Annotated in this window: 14 protein-coding genes and 1 tRNA gene; 14 read left to right on the forward strand and 1 reads right to left on the reverse strand. The window is 63.2% G+C overall.

The features are described from left to right. The 11 genes from AC0L20_RS23095 (at position 1) to AC0L20_RS23145 (ending at position 11645) form a co-directional block, all read left to right on the forward strand. Positions 1-984 (forward strand): ABC transporter ATP-binding protein, encoded by a 984-nt coding sequence (locus tag AC0L20_RS23095; protein WP_473292441.1) that lies wholly within the window; start codon positions 1-3, stop codon positions 982-984. After that, positions 981-1973: an ABC transporter ATP-binding protein gene (locus tag AC0L20_RS23100; protein ID WP_473292443.1), complete on the forward strand. Its 993-nt coding sequence runs from the start codon at positions 981-983 to the stop codon at positions 1971-1973. Before AC0L20_RS23095 ends, AC0L20_RS23100 begins: the two co-directional genes overlap by 4 nt. Continuing rightward, entirely contained in the window at positions 1973-2902 is a 930-nt protein-coding gene (locus AC0L20_RS23105) for an ABC transporter permease (protein WP_219684331.1), read from the forward strand. The genes AC0L20_RS23100 and AC0L20_RS23105 overlap by 1 nt, the downstream gene beginning before the upstream one ends. 13 nt (positions 2903-2915) lie before the next feature. After that, positions 2916-3776 carry an ABC transporter permease gene (locus AC0L20_RS23110; protein ID WP_473292446.1) on the forward strand — a complete coding sequence of 287 codons (861 nt, stop codon included), beginning with the start codon at positions 2916-2918 and terminating at the stop codon, positions 3774-3776. Positions 3777-3919: 143 nt separating this feature from the next. After that, positions 3920-5770, forward strand: coding sequence for a dihydroxy-acid dehydratase (gene ilvD / locus AC0L20_RS23115; RefSeq protein ID WP_473292448.1), 1851 nt, complete (start codon positions 3920-3922; stop codon positions 5768-5770). Between the two features lie 238 nt (positions 5771-6008). Next, a complete protein-coding gene (locus AC0L20_RS23120) occupies positions 6009-6335 on the forward strand; it encodes a hypothetical protein (RefSeq protein WP_035969507.1) in 327 nt (108 codons plus the stop codon). A 286-nt stretch (positions 6336-6621) separates the two neighbouring features. Then, positions 6622-6711: transfer RNA gene (locus tag AC0L20_RS23125), tRNA-Ser, on the forward strand. A 16-nt stretch (positions 6712-6727) separates the two neighbouring features. Continuing rightward, positions 6728-8485: a DUF6538 domain-containing protein gene (locus AC0L20_RS23130; RefSeq protein WP_473292451.1), complete on the forward strand. Its 1758-nt coding sequence runs from the start codon at positions 6728-6730 to the stop codon at positions 8483-8485. Then, a complete protein-coding gene (locus AC0L20_RS23135; RefSeq protein ID WP_473292454.1) occupies positions 8485-9003 on the forward strand; it encodes a hypothetical protein in 519 nt (172 codons plus the stop codon). The genes AC0L20_RS23130 and AC0L20_RS23135 overlap by 1 nt, the downstream gene beginning before the upstream one ends. A 10-nt stretch (positions 9004-9013) precedes the next feature. Then, complete coding sequence (locus AC0L20_RS23140) at positions 9014-10870, forward strand: hypothetical protein (protein ID WP_473292457.1); 1857 nt, start codon at positions 9014-9016, stop codon at positions 10868-10870. Then, positions 10863-11645: a hypothetical protein gene (locus AC0L20_RS23145; RefSeq protein WP_473292460.1), complete on the forward strand. Its 783-nt coding sequence runs from the start codon at positions 10863-10865 to the stop codon at positions 11643-11645. The genes AC0L20_RS23140 and AC0L20_RS23145 overlap by 8 nt, the downstream gene beginning before the upstream one ends. On the opposite strand, the gene AC0L20_RS23150 is transcribed toward AC0L20_RS23145, so the two are convergent. Continuing rightward, entirely contained in the window at positions 11634-13052 is a 1419-nt protein-coding gene (locus AC0L20_RS23150) for a hypothetical protein (protein ID WP_473292464.1), read from the reverse strand. The genes AC0L20_RS23145 and AC0L20_RS23150 overlap by 12 nt on opposite strands. A 590-nt stretch (positions 13053-13642) precedes the next feature. On the opposite strand from AC0L20_RS23150, the gene AC0L20_RS23155 reads away from it, so the two are divergent. From AC0L20_RS23155 to AC0L20_RS23165, 3 genes are all read left to right on the forward strand, one after another. Continuing rightward, positions 13643-14272, forward strand: a complete 630-nt coding sequence (locus AC0L20_RS23155; protein WP_473292467.1) for a recombinase family protein — start codon at positions 13643-13645, stop codon at positions 14270-14272. Between the two features lie 73 nt (positions 14273-14345). Beyond that, complete coding sequence (locus AC0L20_RS23160; RefSeq protein ID WP_473292469.1) at positions 14346-15155, forward strand: DUF3800 domain-containing protein; 810 nt, start codon at positions 14346-14348, stop codon at positions 15153-15155. A 186-nt stretch (positions 15156-15341) separates the two neighbouring features. Then, positions 15342-15977: a hypothetical protein gene (locus AC0L20_RS23165; RefSeq protein ID WP_473292471.1), complete on the forward strand. Its 636-nt coding sequence runs from the start codon at positions 15342-15344 to the stop codon at positions 15975-15977. Positions 15978-16177 lie beyond the last annotated feature (200 nt).

Raw genomic sequence — 16177 nt, forward strand, 5'->3', positions numbered from 1 at the left:
GTGGCGCCGCTGATCAGCATCAAGGACCTCAGCGTCGCCTTCCAGGGCGTGCCAGTCCTGCGCGGTGTCGATCTCGCCTTGCACAAGGGCGAGGCCCTCGGCCTCGTCGGCGAGTCCGGATCGGGCAAGTCGGTGACGTGGCTTGCGGCACTCGGCCTGTTGCCGCGGAATGCCCGCGTCTCGGGCTCCGTTCGTCTCGATGGTCGCGAGATCCTTGCTGCGCCCGCCGCCGAGCTCGACCGTATCAGGGGCGGGCGCGTCGCCATGATCTTCCAGGATCCCGCGAGCGCACTCAATCCCGTGCTGACCATTCGCCGGCAGCTCTGCGAGTCCCTGGCGCTGCATCGCAATCTGTCGGGCGACACGGTGAAAGCGGAAGCGCGGCGGCTGCTCGATCTCGTCGGCATTCCCGACGCGGCGCGCAGGCTCGAAGCCTATCCGCACGAGTTTTCCGGCGGCCAGGTCCAGCGCATCATGATCGCGATGGCGCTCGCCGGAAATCCCGACCTGCTGATCGCGGACGAACCGACGACGGCGCTCGACGCCACGATTCAGGCGCAGATTTTAGAACTGCTCTCGACTATCCGCCGCGAGATGGGCATGGCGATGGTCCTGATCAGCCACGATCTCGGCGTGGTCGCGGAAAACTGCGACCGCGTTGCCGTGATGTATGCCGGCCGCATCGTCGAGGAGGCGCCGGCGAACCAGCTCTTCGCCGATCCCGTCCATCCCTATGCGCAGGGCCTGATCGGCGCGCTTCCCCCGCTCGACGGGCCGAGGCGCCGTCTGACCGCCATTCCGGGAACGGTACCGGATCCCGCGAGGATGCCTGATGGCTGCGCATTCGCGCCGCGTTGTGCGCTGGCAGAAGCGCCGTGCGGCATTGTGGCTCCAAGCCTCGCGCCGATCGCGGCGGATCGCGCCGTGGCCTGCATCCGCGCCGAGGCTTCGCGTCGCGCGCTGCTCGGGATCGCCGCCGAATGAGCCGTCCGCTCGTCGAAGTCTCCTCGATTTCGCGCAGTTATAGCATGCGCTCCGGGATGTTCGGCCGAAGTGCCGCCGTTCATGCGGTCGATGGCGTGTCGCTCACGATTCCCAAGGGCGAGACGCTGGGCCTCGTCGGCGAGTCCGGCTCGGGAAAGTCGACCACCGGGCGTATCGTGCTCGGCCTCGAGCCGCCGGATCACGGCGAGGTGCGGTTCGACGGTAAGCCGATGGCAACGCCCGGAACGTCCACATGGCGTGCGCAACGCGCGCACATGCAGATGATCTTTCAGGATCCGCTGGGGGCGCTGGACCGGCGGTTGCCGGTCGCCGCCCAAATCCGTGAGCCCCTGGACATTCACGGCCTCGGGACTCCCCTCGAGCGCGAGGAGCGTGTTCGTGAATTGCTGCGCGCCGTCGAACTGACACCCGCGCATGGTGTGCGCTATCCGGGCGCGCTCTCCGGCGGACAGCGCCAGCGTATCGTGCTGGCGCGGGCGCTGGCGACCAAGCCGGATTTCCTGGTGTGTGACGAGCCGGTCAGCGCGCTCGACGTCTCGATCCAGGCGCAGGTGGTGAATCTGCTCGCCGATCTCCAGGCGCAGCTTGCGCTGACCTTGCTCTTCATCAGCCACGATTTGCGGGTTGTCCGGCAGATCAGCAATGTTGTGGCCGTGATGTATCTCGGCCGCATCGTCGAAATCGGCAGCGCCGATGATCTGTTCGCGCGGCCGGAGCACCCGTACACGCAAGCACTGGTCTCGGCATCGCCCGCGCCGGGCCGCCGCAGCGCAGGCCGCATTGTGCTGACGGGCGATCCGCCGAACCCGGCGGCCCGTCCTCAAGGCTGCGCCTTCCATCCGCGCTGCCCGCGCGCGATCGCGCGTTGTGCAAGCGAGGTGCCAGCGCTGTCGAACGTCGGTGGCGACAGGCAGGTCGCCTGCCACCTTGTGGCGGGGCCGCACGTCGAGACGCGGGACGTGGTCTGATGGGACGCTATTTCGCCATTCGGATCGGACGCGCGGCGTTGACGATCGTGCTCGTCGTCACCTTCGCCTTCGTGGTGCTGCGTCTCTCGGGCGATCCCGCGCTGATGATTTTGGGACCGGAAGCGCCGCCGGAAGTCCTCGCCGCCTTCCGAAAGGCGTGGGGCCTCGATGATCCCATCTGGTTTCAGTATCTCGATTATTTTGGCGCGATCGCCAAGGGCGAGCTCGGCCGTTCCATGCGTGACGGGCGGCCTGCGATCGAGCTTGTGCTGGAGCGGATTCCGGCAACGCTGGCGCTGACGCTGCCGGCCTTCGCATTCAAGGTCGCGCTCGGCATTCCCGCCGGCATCTACGCGGCGCTGCACCGTGGCTCGGGAATCGACCGCGCGGTGATGATGACGGCGGTCGCCGGCTTCACCGTGCCGAGCTTCGTGCTGGCGCTGCTGCTCGTGCTGGTCTTCGCCGTGCAACTCGGATGGCTGCCCTCGGGCGGGCAGGACAGCTGGCGTCACGCCATCCTGCCGATCGTGACACTCAGCCTTGGCGGCGCCGCGGTGCTGGCGCGCTTCACTCGGAGCGCCATGCTGGAGGTGCTGGGCCAGCCCTATATCCGCACCGCCTCGGCAAAGGGCGTGCCGTGGCGAAAAGTCGTGACGTCGCATGCGCTGCCCAACGCGGCGATTCCGACAGTCACCATTCTGGGCTTCATGGTGGGCACGCTGATCGCGGGCGCGGTCGTGGTCGAGAGCGTGTTTTCGTGGCCGGGAGTAGGGCGCTTGCTGGTCGTCGCCGTCGCCAACCGCGACCTCGCCGTCGTGCAATGCATCCTGTTGTTGGTGGCGATGACCATGGTCACCTCCAACCTGATCGTCGACTTCCTCTACGGCTTCCTCGACCCGCGCCTGCGCGCAAAAGGGGCGCACGCATGAAGGGAGCCTATGCATGACTGACGCCACGCTGAAGGACACGTCGGCCCGCCGCCGCATGAGCCTCCCGGCGATCCCGGTCTCGGTCGCCATCGCGATCGGCTGGATCGTCGCGATGCTGGTGATCGCGGCCTTCGCCGAGAAGATCGCCCCCTACGGCTATACCCAGCTCGACCTGCGCAATCGTCTCGCTAGCCCCGGCAATGTCGCCCACTGGCTCGGCACCGACGAGCTCGGCCGCGACGTGCTGTCGCGGCTGCTCGTCTCGATCCGCATCTCGCTCCTGATTGCCTTCGGCGCAACGGCGATCTCCGCCATCGTCGGCACCATGCTCGGCTTCCTCGCTGCGCATTTCCGCGGGCCCGTCGAGCAGCTCGTGCTGATGCTGTCCGACTTCCAGGCCAGCATGCCCTTCCTGATCATGGCGCTCGCGGTGCTCGCCTTCTTCGGCAATTCGCTGCCGCTCCTGATCGGCTTGATGGGATTTTTCGGCTGGGAGCGCTACGCCCGGATCGCGCGGGGCCTTGCCATTTCCGCCAATGCCCAAGGCTACGCGGCCGCGGTCCGGCAGCTCGGCGCGACGCCGGCGCGGATTTACCTCCGGCATATCCTGCCCAACATCGCCTCGACCCTGATCGTGTCGACCACGCTGGTCTTTCCCGAGGTGATCCTAATGGAGTCGGGCCTGTCCTTCCTCGGCCTCGGCGTGCAGCCGCCGATGACCAGCCTCGGCAACATGGTCGGCTACGGCCGCGAGTACCTGACCCGGGCACCCTGGATCATGCTGGCGCCGGCCACCACCATCGTGGTGACCACGCTGGCGGTCTCCGTCATCGGGGACTGGCTGCGCGACCGGCTCGATCCCGAGCTGCAATAGCCCGCGCCGGGAGCAGGGGAGCCCTGTCCGGCTCAAGTTCCCGTTGCGCGCGTTCCCCCCGTGCGCTATCCGGCCGGAAAGGCCTGAGGCGGCTTCGAAATTTTGCCGCGCCCGGCTAGCCAAACCCGAGGACGGAAACCGCCATGCCAGCCTATCGCTCCCGCACCACCACCCACGGCCGCAACATGGCGGGCGCCCGCGGCCTCTGGCGCGCGACCGGCATGAAAGATGGCGATTTCGGCAAGCCGATCATCGCGGTGGTCAATTCCTTCACCCAGTTCGTGCCCGGTCACGTCCATCTGAAGGACCTCGGCCAGCTCGTCGCCCGCGAGATCGAGCAGGCCGGCGGCGTGGCGAAAGAGTTCAACACCATCGCGGTCGACGACGGCATCGCCATGGGCCATGACGGCATGCTCTACAGCCTGCCGTCGCGCGAGCTGATCGCCGACAGCGTCGAGTACATGGTCAATGCGCATTGCGCCGACGGCATGGTCTGCATCTCCAATTGCGACAAGATCACCCCCGGCATGCTGATGGCCGCGCTGCGGCTCAACATCCCCGCCGTGTTCGTCTCGGGCGGACCGATGGAGGCCGGCAAGGTCACGCTGCAGGGCAAGACCAAGGCGGTCGACCTGATCGATGCCATGGTCGCGGCCGCCGATTCCAAGGTCAGCGACGAGGACGTCAAGGTGATCGAGCGCTCGGCGTGCCCGACCTGCGGCTCGTGCTCGGGCATGTTCACGGCCAATTCGATGAACTGCCTCACGGAAGCCCTTGGCCTTGCGCTCCCCGGCAACGGCACGGTGGTCGCGACCCACGCCGATCGCAAGCGCCTGTTCGTCGAGGCCGGCCACACCATCGTCGATATCGTGCGCCGCCACTACGAGCAGGACGACGCTAGCGTGCTGCCGCGCAATGTCGCGAACTTCAAGGCGTTCGAGAACGCGATGACGCTGGACATCGCGATGGGCGGCTCGACCAACACGGTGCTGCATCTGCTCGCCGCCGCCCACGAAGGGCAGGTGGAGTTCACCATGCAGGACATCGACCGGCTGTCGCGCCGCGTGCCCGTGCTGTGCAAGGTAGCGCCGTCGGTTGCCGACGTGCACGTCGAGGACGTGCATCGTGCCGGCGGCATCATGGGCATCCTGGGCGAGCTCGACCGCGCCGGCCTGATCGACACGTCGGTCTCGACCGTGCACGCGCCGACCATGAGCGACGCGCTGGAGCGCTGGGACATCAAGCGCTCGAAGAGCGAGTCCGTCCGCACCTTCTTCCGGGCCTCGCCCGGCGGCATCCCGACCCAAATCGCCTTCAGCCAGGAGCGTCGCTACGACGAGCTCGATGCCGATCGCGAGAAGGGCGTCGTCCGCAACCTCGAGCACGCTTTCAGCAAGGACGGCGGTCTCGCCGTGCTCTACGGCAATCTCGCGCAGGACGGCTGCATCGTGAAGACCGCCGGCGTCGACGCCTCGATCCTGAAATTCACAGGCCCCGCCCGCGTGTTCGAGAGCCAGGACGCGGCCGTGGAAGGCATTCTGGGCGGCAAGGTCGTTGCCGGCGAGGTCGTGGTCATCATCTATGAAGGCCCGCGCGGCGGCCCCGGCATGCAGGAGATGCTGTATCCGACCAGCTATCTGAAATCGATGGGCCTCGGCAAAGCCTGCGCGCTCGTCACCGACGGACGCTTCTCGGGCGGCTCGTCGGGCCTGTCGATCGGCCATCTTTCGCCGGAAGCGGCCGAAGGTGGCAACATCGGATTGGTGCGGACCGGCGATCGCATCGCCATCGACATCCCGAACCGCAGCATCACGCTGGAGGTCTCCGACGAGGAGCTGGCCAAGCGCCGCGCCGCGGAAGAGGCGAAGGGCGATGCCGCCTGGCAGGCGATCGGCCGCAAGCGCAACGTCTCGACCGCGCTGCAGGCTTACGCCGCGCTCACCACCAGCGCCGCGCGCGGCGCAGTGCGCGAGGTGAAGCGTCGCGTGAAGTAACAGCGTCACGTGCGGGCGTAATCGCAAGCATCACGCATCGCGCATGGTCAACAAGTTCTGAACGGCCGGCGCAAGCCGGCCGTTTGCATTAAGGATGCCCCGATGAACTTCGGCAAAGCAAGGTTTTGCGGAGTATACTGGCAGCGACCTTCGCAAATCCATTTCGGGCAATTGGGGCACCACAACAATGTCTCGCACTCTCGCTGTCGTTTTCTCCACGGCTGTCGCTGCGATTTCAATGACGAGCGCGGCTTCCGCCGGCTGCTACAATTGCTACACGCCTCCGCCGTGCACGACCTGCTACCAGCAGCAATATGTGCAGCCGCAATACCGCACCGTCGACGAGACCGTGATGGTTTCGCCCGGCGCCGTCGTGGCGCACCGCGCGCCGGCGCAGTACCGCACCGTGATGGTGCCGCAGACCGTGATGGTGGCGCCGCCGAGCGTCCAGTACGAGCGCATCCCGCCGCAATACGCCACGCGCCAGCGCGTCGAGATGGTCCAGCCGGGCTATTCCTATTACGCCCCGGTGCAGATGGGCTGCGCGTCCTGCGGCGGCTACTGAGCTAGAGCAACAACGCAGAATTCAAGCGGCGCTCCCTCGGGGGCGCCGCTTTGCTTTTGAGGGCAGCAAACGAGGCCCGGAAGCGGAGGTCAATCCAACTGGGCCTCGCAACCTGCGACGACCTGGGAGATGTCGCCAGTGTCCGGATGGCTGAGGCGTACAGGCTAAGGGAACAGGTTGACGTTCGCCTGACACGTCGTGTGCAGCGGAGGGGGGGTCGGGTCCGGCGCCAACTTCGCGTTGCCTTGGGCCGTCTACTGCGTTAAGCGACAACCATTCCGGGTTTGGAAGGGTGGCCGAGTGGTTTAAGGCACCGGTCTTGAAAACCGGCGTGCCCGCAAGGGTACCGTGGGTTCGAATCCCACCCCTTCCGCCAGTTCCCCTTCAAGTCGTTGATCTTCCAAAAACTCTGCAGTTCCAATGGCTTCCAGTTGATGGGTGCTACGGTGAGCTGCTACAGCGAGCTCATGGAAGACGTGCCTCATCCTCGACTACACAAGCGCAAAAACACCTACTATCTCCGAGCCTCGTACCCTGCCGATCTGCTGCATCTGTTCAAGGGCAAGGAACGGTGGAAGTCCCTTGGGACCTCTGACTACCGCGAAGCAGTGCGGAGGGTCCGCGCCGCGAGTTCGGCTTTCGATGCCGAGATGGACAGGCTTCGGGTAACCGACGTAGGTCCACCAGCGAACCTATCTCAGCAAGAGATCGTCCGGCTGTGCGGCAAGGCTTACGAGTTCGCCATTCGCCAATGGGGAGCCCGGCCCGGCGGTCCTGTGATCTACGAGAAGTTCATCGACAAGATGGCGCGGACGGAGAGCCCGACTGAGCTGGAAGCTGAGATTGGTCCTTACCTTGCCGAGCTGCTCAGTCGCTCCTCGTCCGTCGGGAAAATCGACGAGGATACAAGGGCTCGGTTCCTGCCTGCGTTGCGCGACACCATCCGGGACGCCGCCACTACACTCCTGCGTCGAGCCAACAACGACTATGGCTCCGACCATCTCGTGCAGAGATTTGGAGAGGCGCTCAAGAAGCCCGCTGGAGGTGTCAGCCTGCGGCAACTTATGGACGACTACTTGGCTGATCCCAGCGTCATGCGCGGCGAGAAGACGCTGCTCAGTTACCGCATCGTGTTCGACGCCATCGAGGAACTCATGGGGCCGGACAAGCTGGTTCGAGATGTGAACCGAGCGGACTGCAAGCGAGTTCGGTCTCTGCTGCAGACGATCCCAAAGAACGCTCGGAAGGTCTACCCCGGCAAGTCCCTGCAGGAAGCCGCTCGACTTGCCAAGATCGACGGCAAGCCGCTCATGTCTGTCGGAACGATCAACTCGTATCTGATCAACCTGTCGTCGCTCTTCAACTGGGCAGTCAAAGAGGAACATGCAGATCGCAACCCAGCCGCGGATCTGCAGTTGGCCGACCCGGTCAAGGACAAGAATAAGCGCAAGCCGGTGCCACTGAACGATCTGCCGAAGCTGTTCCAGATGCCGCTCTACACGGGCTGTGTGGACGACGAGAACGGCTACGCGAAGCGTGGCCCGAACCATCCAAGGCGAGGCCGCTTCTGGGTGCCACTCCTGGCGCTCTTCCACGGGCTGCGGCAAGGCGAAGCATGCCAGCTCCACAAGACGGACGTTCGGCGGGTTGGAAACGTCTGGTGTCTCATGCTCTCCGAGGGGGACCCCGCCGAGATGGAGGTCGAAGACAGGAAGCGTATCAAGACCGAAGCCGGTGAGCGGTTCGTGCCACTCCACGCGGAGTTGATCGCAATGGGGTTCCTTGACTTCGTTCGGAGCTGCAATGGCGTTCGTCTGTTCCCGGAGCTGGAACGCGACAGCTACGGCTACTTCTCGACAATGTCGAAGTGGTTCGGGCGGTTCTTGGCCAAGGCGGGTGTCAAGCAGCCCCGCGTGACCTTCCACTCGCTCCGACACAACTATCGTGATGCCCTGAGCCGCGCGAGGCTGTCTCGTGACGTTATCCGAGCTTTAGGTGGCTGGGCCAGCGATGGCGTGGACGATGACTATGGCGGCGATCTGGAAGCGTTCGTCTCGGTGTTGGCCGAGGCTGTCGCGAAGGTGTCCTATGAGGGCTTGAACCTGCAGCACCTTCACGTTTCGACCTCTCCGGCCAGAGCGGTGGCGTGATGACAGGGCAGTTGCCCGAAGCTCTCAAGAAGCAAGCCGAGCCCATCTATCGGCTGATCAGCTATGCTCGCGAACAGGACCGACTGGGTAAGGTGAAGTCCGCTCGCCACGCTTTGATCGCAGCTCGAAGGCAAATCGCCGAACAGCTTGGAGAGACCTTCGATCCCGCCGATGTGGAAGTCGAGGTCAAGAACGGTAGGCGTCGCATCAGGAAGGCCGCCGATACCGGCGAGCACCATCTGAAGGCCCTCGTCAGTTCCGCCCGGCTCTGGGATTGGACCGACCCCGACCGAGCGATCCGCGACATGAGGGCGGCACACTTCGGCTTCGGTTTCTCACACCTCCCGCTGACCGACATCGAGGCCGATCTGGTCGAGAAGGGGAACGTCCTGTTCATCCTCGCGATCTATCCCACCTTGAAGTTCTCCATCCTTCGCCGTCTGCAGACGGGGGGTGTCGAGAATGTGCAGCCGGCCGCAACATCGGCAGCTCCCGAGACCAACGAAACTGACGAATAGACCATCGAACATGCTGATCCGCGACACCTTCGGCCCCGCCGATGCCCAGCCTATGGCTCATGGAGGGGGTGATAATTCCACTTCCCTTAGTGAGGTTTTCACCCCCTTGGGGCTCACCGAAGACGGCCTTGCCGGTGCCACTCTGAAGGCACTGCAGGGTTCCTTCGCTGGCTTCGGGCACTCCCTCACAAGGGAGATGTGGGACGGGCTCGCTGCTGTTGCTGGCGTCTTGGAAACGATGGCGAACGGTACCTGCCCGAAGTCGGTGTATGTCTCCAGCCTCGATCCCGGTGTCGGCAAGACCCAGCTCCTTGTTCACTTCCTGCGAGAGTTGCTGCGGTCTCCCGGCCATCGAGGAGCGTCGGCAATCATCTGCGCCAATCGCAAGGACCAAATCCGAGCCATCGCCACGGAAGCGGGTCTTGATCAGTTCGCCGTGCTGACCAGTGATGACGACCTCAACGCAATCGCCACCTCTGATCCGAACGAAGCCCGCATCCTGTTCACCACCCACCAGATGGTCGAGGCCCGCTGTCGAAACTCTAACAGCTTTGAGGCCGCTTCCGCGTTCCATTACGAGGGCCGTCCGAGGATGGTCCGCATCTGGGACGAAGCGATGTTGCCGGGAGAGCCGATAGCCGTCACGCTCGACGATCTCAACACCATCCCGGCCGAGGTGCGCACAGCACGCCCTCGGTTCACGGCAGACTTCGACAAGGTGATCAGCCAGATCGTCCAGGCGGAGGAAGGGGATCGTATCGAACTACCGAACCTCCCGCGCATCCACGAGTTCGCGGAGCAGGAAGCTCGAAGGATGACCACTGGGCGGGCTGCGAAGGCCGTTGAGCTGATCTGGCCGTTGTTCGGACGCACCGTCACCGTGCGGCGACGCTACCGGATTTCGATCCTCGACTACAGAGAGAGCCTTCCTGCGGATTTGCAGCCGGTCATGGTGCTGGATGCGTCGGCCCGTGTCCGAGCCACCTATGATCTCTGGGAGCGGCACCGAGGCGGCATGCAGCGATTGCCTTCGGCGACGAAGAGTTACGCGGGGCTGACGATCGGTATCTGGGACCGTGGTGGGGGTAAGGACACGTTCTCCTACGATGCGCCAACTATCGCGGAAGGTGTCGCGAAGACGATCAATGCGAGACCCAACGAGGATTGGCTTGTCGTCCATCACAAGGCCACGGCGGACTTCGACTTCGAGAAGTTGGTCAAGCAGCGGCTGTCTACCAGTGGCGCGGGCAAGGTGAAGTTCGTGACATGGGGACGGCATGACGCCACGAACGACTTCGCGCACATTCCGAACGTCATCTTGGCTGGTGTGTTGTTCAAGCCCGAGCCAGCCTACGAGGCCACCGGAAGGGCTTCCGCTGCACTCCCGTCTGCCTCAGGTGCGTTTCAGTGGACTGACGAGGTCCGACGCGGCGAACACGCCCACGGCATTCTGCAGGCCCTCTGCAGGGGAGCGGTGCGACGCCTCCAGAACGGTTGCTGTCCTGCCAGCCGTGCGTTCATCATCGCGCATAAGGGCTCGGGCATCCCCGCACTTTTGGCGAACGTCTTCCCCGGTGCATCCATCGGCGATTGGCTTCCGATCCCGAAGCCGCTCAAGGGGCACGCCGAGACGGCCTTCGACTACATCATTAGTCGGGTCGAGGCTGACGCCTCCGAGGTCATTCCACCAGCGGATGTCTACCGCCATCTCGGCGTCACGAAGGACAACTTCAAGAGCGTGCGTGGGCAAAAGAACTTCCGCGCGGCCTTGGAAGCATACGGCGTCAGGGAGACGACTGACGTTGACGGCCAGCCGCCGGGCTTCTGGCACCCGTTCCGCTATTACTTTGGGGACGAAGATGACTGACATCGGCCGCTGGAAACGTCGCGCCGCTCGCAAGGCCGAGGTCAAGGGCCGCGCACGAGAGCCCAGTCACATGTTCAAGATGTGCCGAGTGGTTGGCTGCAAGAACACTGCGCGGGCAGGGACCGGCGACGGCCTCGACACGCGCTTCTGCAGGTCACATGCGGACCACTACGCGCGGCACGGCAGTCCCTATCATGCCAGCTTCAAGGCCAGCGAGATCAATCCCTTTCGTCGAGCAGCGGTGGAATGGCTCGCGGTCAACGAGGGCGACCGAGTGGTGGCGAATGCGCTCCTGCGTGTCCGCCGTCTCTACGACCAAGCTGGACCGCACGTCGAGGCGTTTCGGCTTCGTGGCATGTCTCCCGGTGAACGAGCGAAGGCCGCGTGGGCGCGTCTCCGGCAGCACAACGTAGACCCCCTGATGGTAGTCGCGGCATGGCTCGCCATTGAGGCGAAGACCGCTGCCGATCCGCAGTCTGAGACCAAAAGTGAGTTCAAGCGAGTGCAAGCCGCCAAGCTCGTTCACCGGCTCGCGTCTGGAAGCCACAAGAGCTGGCGGCAGGGCGGCAAGACAACCGAACTGCATGTCTACCCGGCGTCACGAGGCAACGTCCTGCGTCATCTCGGCGAAGACATCGAACGCGCCGCGGAGTTAGTTGTGGCGCGATACGCGAAGCGCGCCACAAGCAATTCTGCGGTGGTTTGTTCTGGCGCCGCTCCGCGTGCCGCCCCGAGGAGCCTCAAGGTGCGTCGCCGCAGCGCGTCACGTCAGTAGTTCGCCAAGGCGTCGATTGAGTGTGGCGTCAATCAAGCTGCGATTGCCGCTCTCGACGGCCGCAAGCATCTGCACGAGATCGGCATCCGAAAGCACGATGATGTAGCCACGACCGTCAAGAGCGGTATCGCGGCAAGTGGCGACCATACGGTCTCTGTTGTCTATGGAGCGGCAGCAGAGGATACCGAAGAACCCTCGTGTGTGTGAGAACCGTCCGCTCAACTGGTCGAACTCGGGGTTGCCCAAGTCTTCCGTGTAGTTCTTGCACTCAACTGGGACGGTGAGTGCACGGGTCTGTGCCGCGCCGACAATTCGATTGAAGAATGGTGTGGCACCAGCGTTGGTGAAGCGAATGTCCAGCCGCTTGCGGCCTTCGTGCAGCTCCGCCTCCTTCACTGGCTCGATCAGTCCGGGGAAGAACAGAAACGACAGCAAACCAATGATCAGCTTGTGGTAAGCGGAAGCATGCGCCCGACCCGTAGGTATTTGCGGCAATGCGGCCGCGAGCTGCCCCGCGAAGGCGCGTTCATCGAACCCTTCATCAAGATCGTCAGGGGCCAGTGGCCCGCTCAGCTTGGCCAGTTCTCGGTAGAGCTGAAGGACATGAGGATTGTTCAACGCGAACTCTGCAAGGTCTTCCTTGCTGAAGGGGTTCTGCTCCTTCACTGCCTTCTTCGTGACCCTTCGCATCACCTGTGCCAAGCTGCCAGACGCCCTCTGGTACTCAGCCTGAAGGAACGTGATGAAGTGCTTGTCGTAGAACTCGTGGCTCTCAAGACTGAGACGGCGACGAACACTGTACTTCGGGACGAGAATGACAGGACGACCTTGCACGATCGGCAGGGCATGCGTGCGCTGCATCCAGTCCTCTCGTGAGGGCACCCAGATCGGGCCCGCAACAACGGCATCTTGGATCGCCACGCCATGAAGGTCGCACTGTTCCTTCGTGTAGTCGATCAGGGGACCACGGATGATGTTGGTGGTCAGGTCTGAGACCTTGTCTCTCCCAATGCCGGGGATGAACAACTCGGCTTCGGCCAAATCAGAGATCAGCCCGGTTTGGACTGCTCTGCTCCCCAGCAGCGCTTCGTAGAGTTGTGCGGCGTTGCCAGAACCGATGCCGCGCCCGCGTGGAACACCCGATGAGAGACCGAGAAAGGTCTCCTGGCTCTCGTGCAGATTGGAGAGGAGGTGCCTTGCGCGGTCTTCGTCGCCGGACCTGATCGCCTGTAGAACAGCTTGGAAGAATGACCTGATGTGATCCGCACAACGGTTGGACCACTGGTCGTCCTTCACTTCGAGCGCGTAGGGATCGACGAAGACCCGCGTATCGCGCTCAGGATCGACGTTCACGAAGTCCAGCTCAGCCTGCGTCTTGCCAAGATCGAAGAACGTAGAGAAGTCCATGCCCCACACCCCCGCTGGAGGCTTATCGCAACCAGAGGGTAGTGGGGAAGCGCCGTTACTCGCTTTCACCAGCTATGTGTCTCGTCACATCGTCGGACGTGCGGATAGTTGACCGAAAAATGCGAGACCCAGTTTCTAGGAGGGCTATAGCGCCAACACCCCCATGCCGGGGGTCGGTTTGCGGCGCGGAAAGCTGGGAAGCCTCAATGCAGGCGCTGACGGAGGTTCTTGATGATCTCACGTAGGCCCTCCGCGTATTCCTCGATAACTCGTCGCGCCTCCTCCAAGCGGGATGGCTTGGGCATGGGCGCTTCCTTATCCGAGCGAGGGGTCTGCGGGGGCTTCATTGCCTGACGCTGGGCGGGACGGAGACTGGGGCTGTTGAGCAGGATCAACGAACCTCACACGATCACGACCTTCAACGCTGCCGCAGAGGGTTGCCGTTTGTCCGGCGTTTCACGGAACAGTGTCCGTATGGGTATGCCCATGCCGACATTCAGGAACGCCACGAAATGATGTCCGTTAGGGTTGACTTCGATCAACCGACATGCATTCTAAGCGACAGGAGCCTAACCGACACAGGAGCGAACGTGGCGACCATCTTCTATGCGCGGGTCTCGACCGTGGATCAGAACCTCGAACATCAACAGGCGCAGGCCGAGGCCGCTGGCTTCAAGATCGACCGCGTTGTGGCTGATCACGGCGTCTCGGGTGTCAGCACTCGCTTCGCAGAGCGGGCCAACGGAAAGCGACTGTTCGACATCCTTCGCGAAGGCGACACGCTTCTGGTCCGATGGGTTGATCGCCTCGGCAGGAACTACAGCGACGTGCGCGACACCATCCAAGAGTTCATGCGCCGTGGCATCGTGGTTCGCACCGTGATCAACAACCTGACCTTCGACGGTGCCACACGAGACCCCATGCAGCAGGCCGTCCGGGACGCGCTGATCGGGTTCTTGGCAGCATCGGCGCAGGCCACAGCCGAGGCCATCAAGGAAGCCCAGCGCGGTGGCATCGAGCTTGCGAAGGCAGGTGATCGCTACAAGGGGCGGAAGCCCAGTTACAGCCGAGCACAGTTCGACAACGCCGTGTCCATGCTCGAAGTCCAGACTGGGGTCAGCGCAATCGCAGCCGCCACCGGGCTCAGCCGACAGGCCGTCTATCGCATTCGGGATGAGCGAGCCGCCGCCGAAGCGTCGCTGGTGAGCTGGGGTCTCTGAAGTCCCCAAGGCTCAGAGCGCCGACACAAGACGGAGCCGTGCTATAGGAAGCCTTTGCCATCGCGAGGGCTGCATGCGGGTCACGGTCTACATCGACGAAAGCGGGACGCACGACAACTCGCCTCTGATCATGGCAGGAGTTGGAGCACGTCTCGGACAGTGGGTGGACTTCGACCGGAAATGGCAGCGTCTACTGCGCGACTACGAACTGAGCCACTTCCACGCTGTGTCGATGCGTTCTTCCAAGCGTGACTTCAGACACCTGAGCATGCAGCGGAAGTCGGAGCTGATCCACGACATCAACAGGATTGTGCAGAGGAACACCACTTGGGGGTTCTCTGCCTACCTGCACAAGCAAGACTACGAGCAGCACTATCTGGCTGGTCAACGTCCCACGGGCATCCAACTCGACACGATGTATGGGGTCTGCTTTCGGATGTGCCTCTCGTTCGCCGTTCAGATGGCCCAGACCGTGATCCAGTGGGACAATCCGCAGATCACCTTCGTTCTGGAGGCTGGCCATCCGAACGCGGCGGATGCCGTGAGGATCTTCGATCAGGTCAAGAAGGGCGTCCCAGAACTGCGGGAAGTTCTTCACGACATCCAATTCGCAACGAAGGATGGAGCCTACGGTGTTCAGGCCGCAGATGCGGTTGCCTACACGGCGAACATGATGGAACGCGACGGCGATCCTGATGTCACAGACTTCGGACCCGGCGTTGACATCTCCGCGGCTCGAAGGAAGGTCCGCGCGAAGTCGCCGATCTACCGGATCGAAGGTCGGCCCGACATTCTACAGGAGATGCGAACGAACCTCCTGGCCTATCGCGATGTCCGCAAGGGCAGACGGTCGAATGGCGAAGCCGTGCCCGACCTACGGTAGGCACGATTGTGGCCGAGCTTGGTGCCGGTGCGATTGCCCGCTCTATCGGGTCGTTCAGGGGAGTGGCGTGCCACCTCATTGAGAGCGCGAAAGCGTGCAACTTCCCGACAGCGCCATGAGTTGGTAGGGTTCCTCGAACATCGTTGCTCGCTAACCATTCGTCACCGGGCGCGGGGAGATGACACGATGCGTGTTGGGAAGGATGAGACCCTCAGCGGGATACGTCTGATCGCAATTCGCGATTTCCTGAGATGGATCGATGGCGGAGCGGTCGAGCCTGCGACAATCGCAGAACGGCTCGGGCTCGATAAGGATAGGGCGAACGCCCTTCACAAAGCGATGATAGAAGTCAACTACATCGAGATCGACCCGCAAGCTCGGCGCGAACATCGCTACGTTACGAGCGAGCTGGGAGCGCAGCTCTGCAACGCTCGGTTCGTGCGCAGGATCACGCGAATTGAGGCCGAGAACCTGATTGGCGGTCTGCTCGAACGAGCGCGGCAGGTGAATGAGCGAGACGAACTGACCCACCGAGTGACCTGCATTCGGGTGTTTGGGAGCTACCTTACCGAGAGCACCGATCTCGGGGATGTTGACCTGGCTGTGAAGTACACGCCGCGCCGAAAATCACACATCGAGGAGGCCAAGGAGCGAGCCGCGCGGTCCGGCAAATCCATCAACAGCTACTTCCAACTGATCACCTTCGGTCGGCAGGAGGTCAGGTTGATCCTAAAGAACCGAAGTCCCTATCTGTCGCTGCACGACTTCGACGAACCCGAGACATTGGGCATTCCGCACAAGGTGTTGTTCGAGCAACCGTAGCTCATGGACGAGTGCTACGGCGGCATGCTACGGTAGGCAGTCAGCTTCAGCTTTTTTCGGCTGATAGATCAATGTCTTGTTGAGCCGGGTAGGCGGTCCCACCCCTTCCGCCAGTATATTGTTTGTCCGGCCCGAAGACATGGGTAACGGAACGTACCTAAGACATAGGTGACAGCCTCGTGCCGAACGGGTTGTCGAGA

Source organism: Bradyrhizobium sp. Kon58 (assembly GCF_055807455.1).

Coding starts and splice junctions, on each gene's coding strand:
- AC0L20_RS23120 (WP_035969507.1), top strand. CDS start 6,009: ATGACGAGCGCGGCTTCCGCCGGCTGCTACAATTGCTACACGCCTCCG.
- AC0L20_RS23135 (WP_473292454.1), top strand. CDS start 8,485: ATGACAGGGCAGTTGCCCGAAGCTCTCAAGAAGCAAGCCGAGCCCATC.
- AC0L20_RS23160 (WP_473292469.1), top strand. CDS start 14,346: ATGCGGGTCACGGTCTACATCGACGAAAGCGGGACGCACGACAACTCG.
- AC0L20_RS23140 (WP_473292457.1), top strand. CDS start 9,014: ATGCTGATCCGCGACACCTTCGGCCCCGCCGATGCCCAGCCTATGGCT.
- AC0L20_RS23105 (WP_219684331.1), top strand. CDS start 1,973: ATGGGACGCTATTTCGCCATTCGGATCGGACGCGCGGCGTTGACGATC.
- AC0L20_RS23165 (WP_473292471.1), top strand. CDS start 15,342: ATGCGTGTTGGGAAGGATGAGACCCTCAGCGGGATACGTCTGATCGCA.
- ilvD (WP_473292448.1), top strand. CDS start 3,920: ATGCCAGCCTATCGCTCCCGCACCACCACCCACGGCCGCAACATGGCG.
- AC0L20_RS23150 (WP_473292464.1), bottom strand. CDS start 13,052: ATGGACTTCTCTACGTTCTTCGATCTTGGCAAGACGCAGGCTGAGCTG.
- AC0L20_RS23110 (WP_473292446.1), top strand. CDS start 2,916: ATGACTGACGCCACGCTGAAGGACACGTCGGCCCGCCGCCGCATGAGC.
- AC0L20_RS23145 (WP_473292460.1), top strand. CDS start 10,863: ATGACTGACATCGGCCGCTGGAAACGTCGCGCCGCTCGCAAGGCCGAG.
- AC0L20_RS23100 (WP_473292443.1), top strand. CDS start 981: ATGAGCCGTCCGCTCGTCGAAGTCTCCTCGATTTCGCGCAGTTATAGC.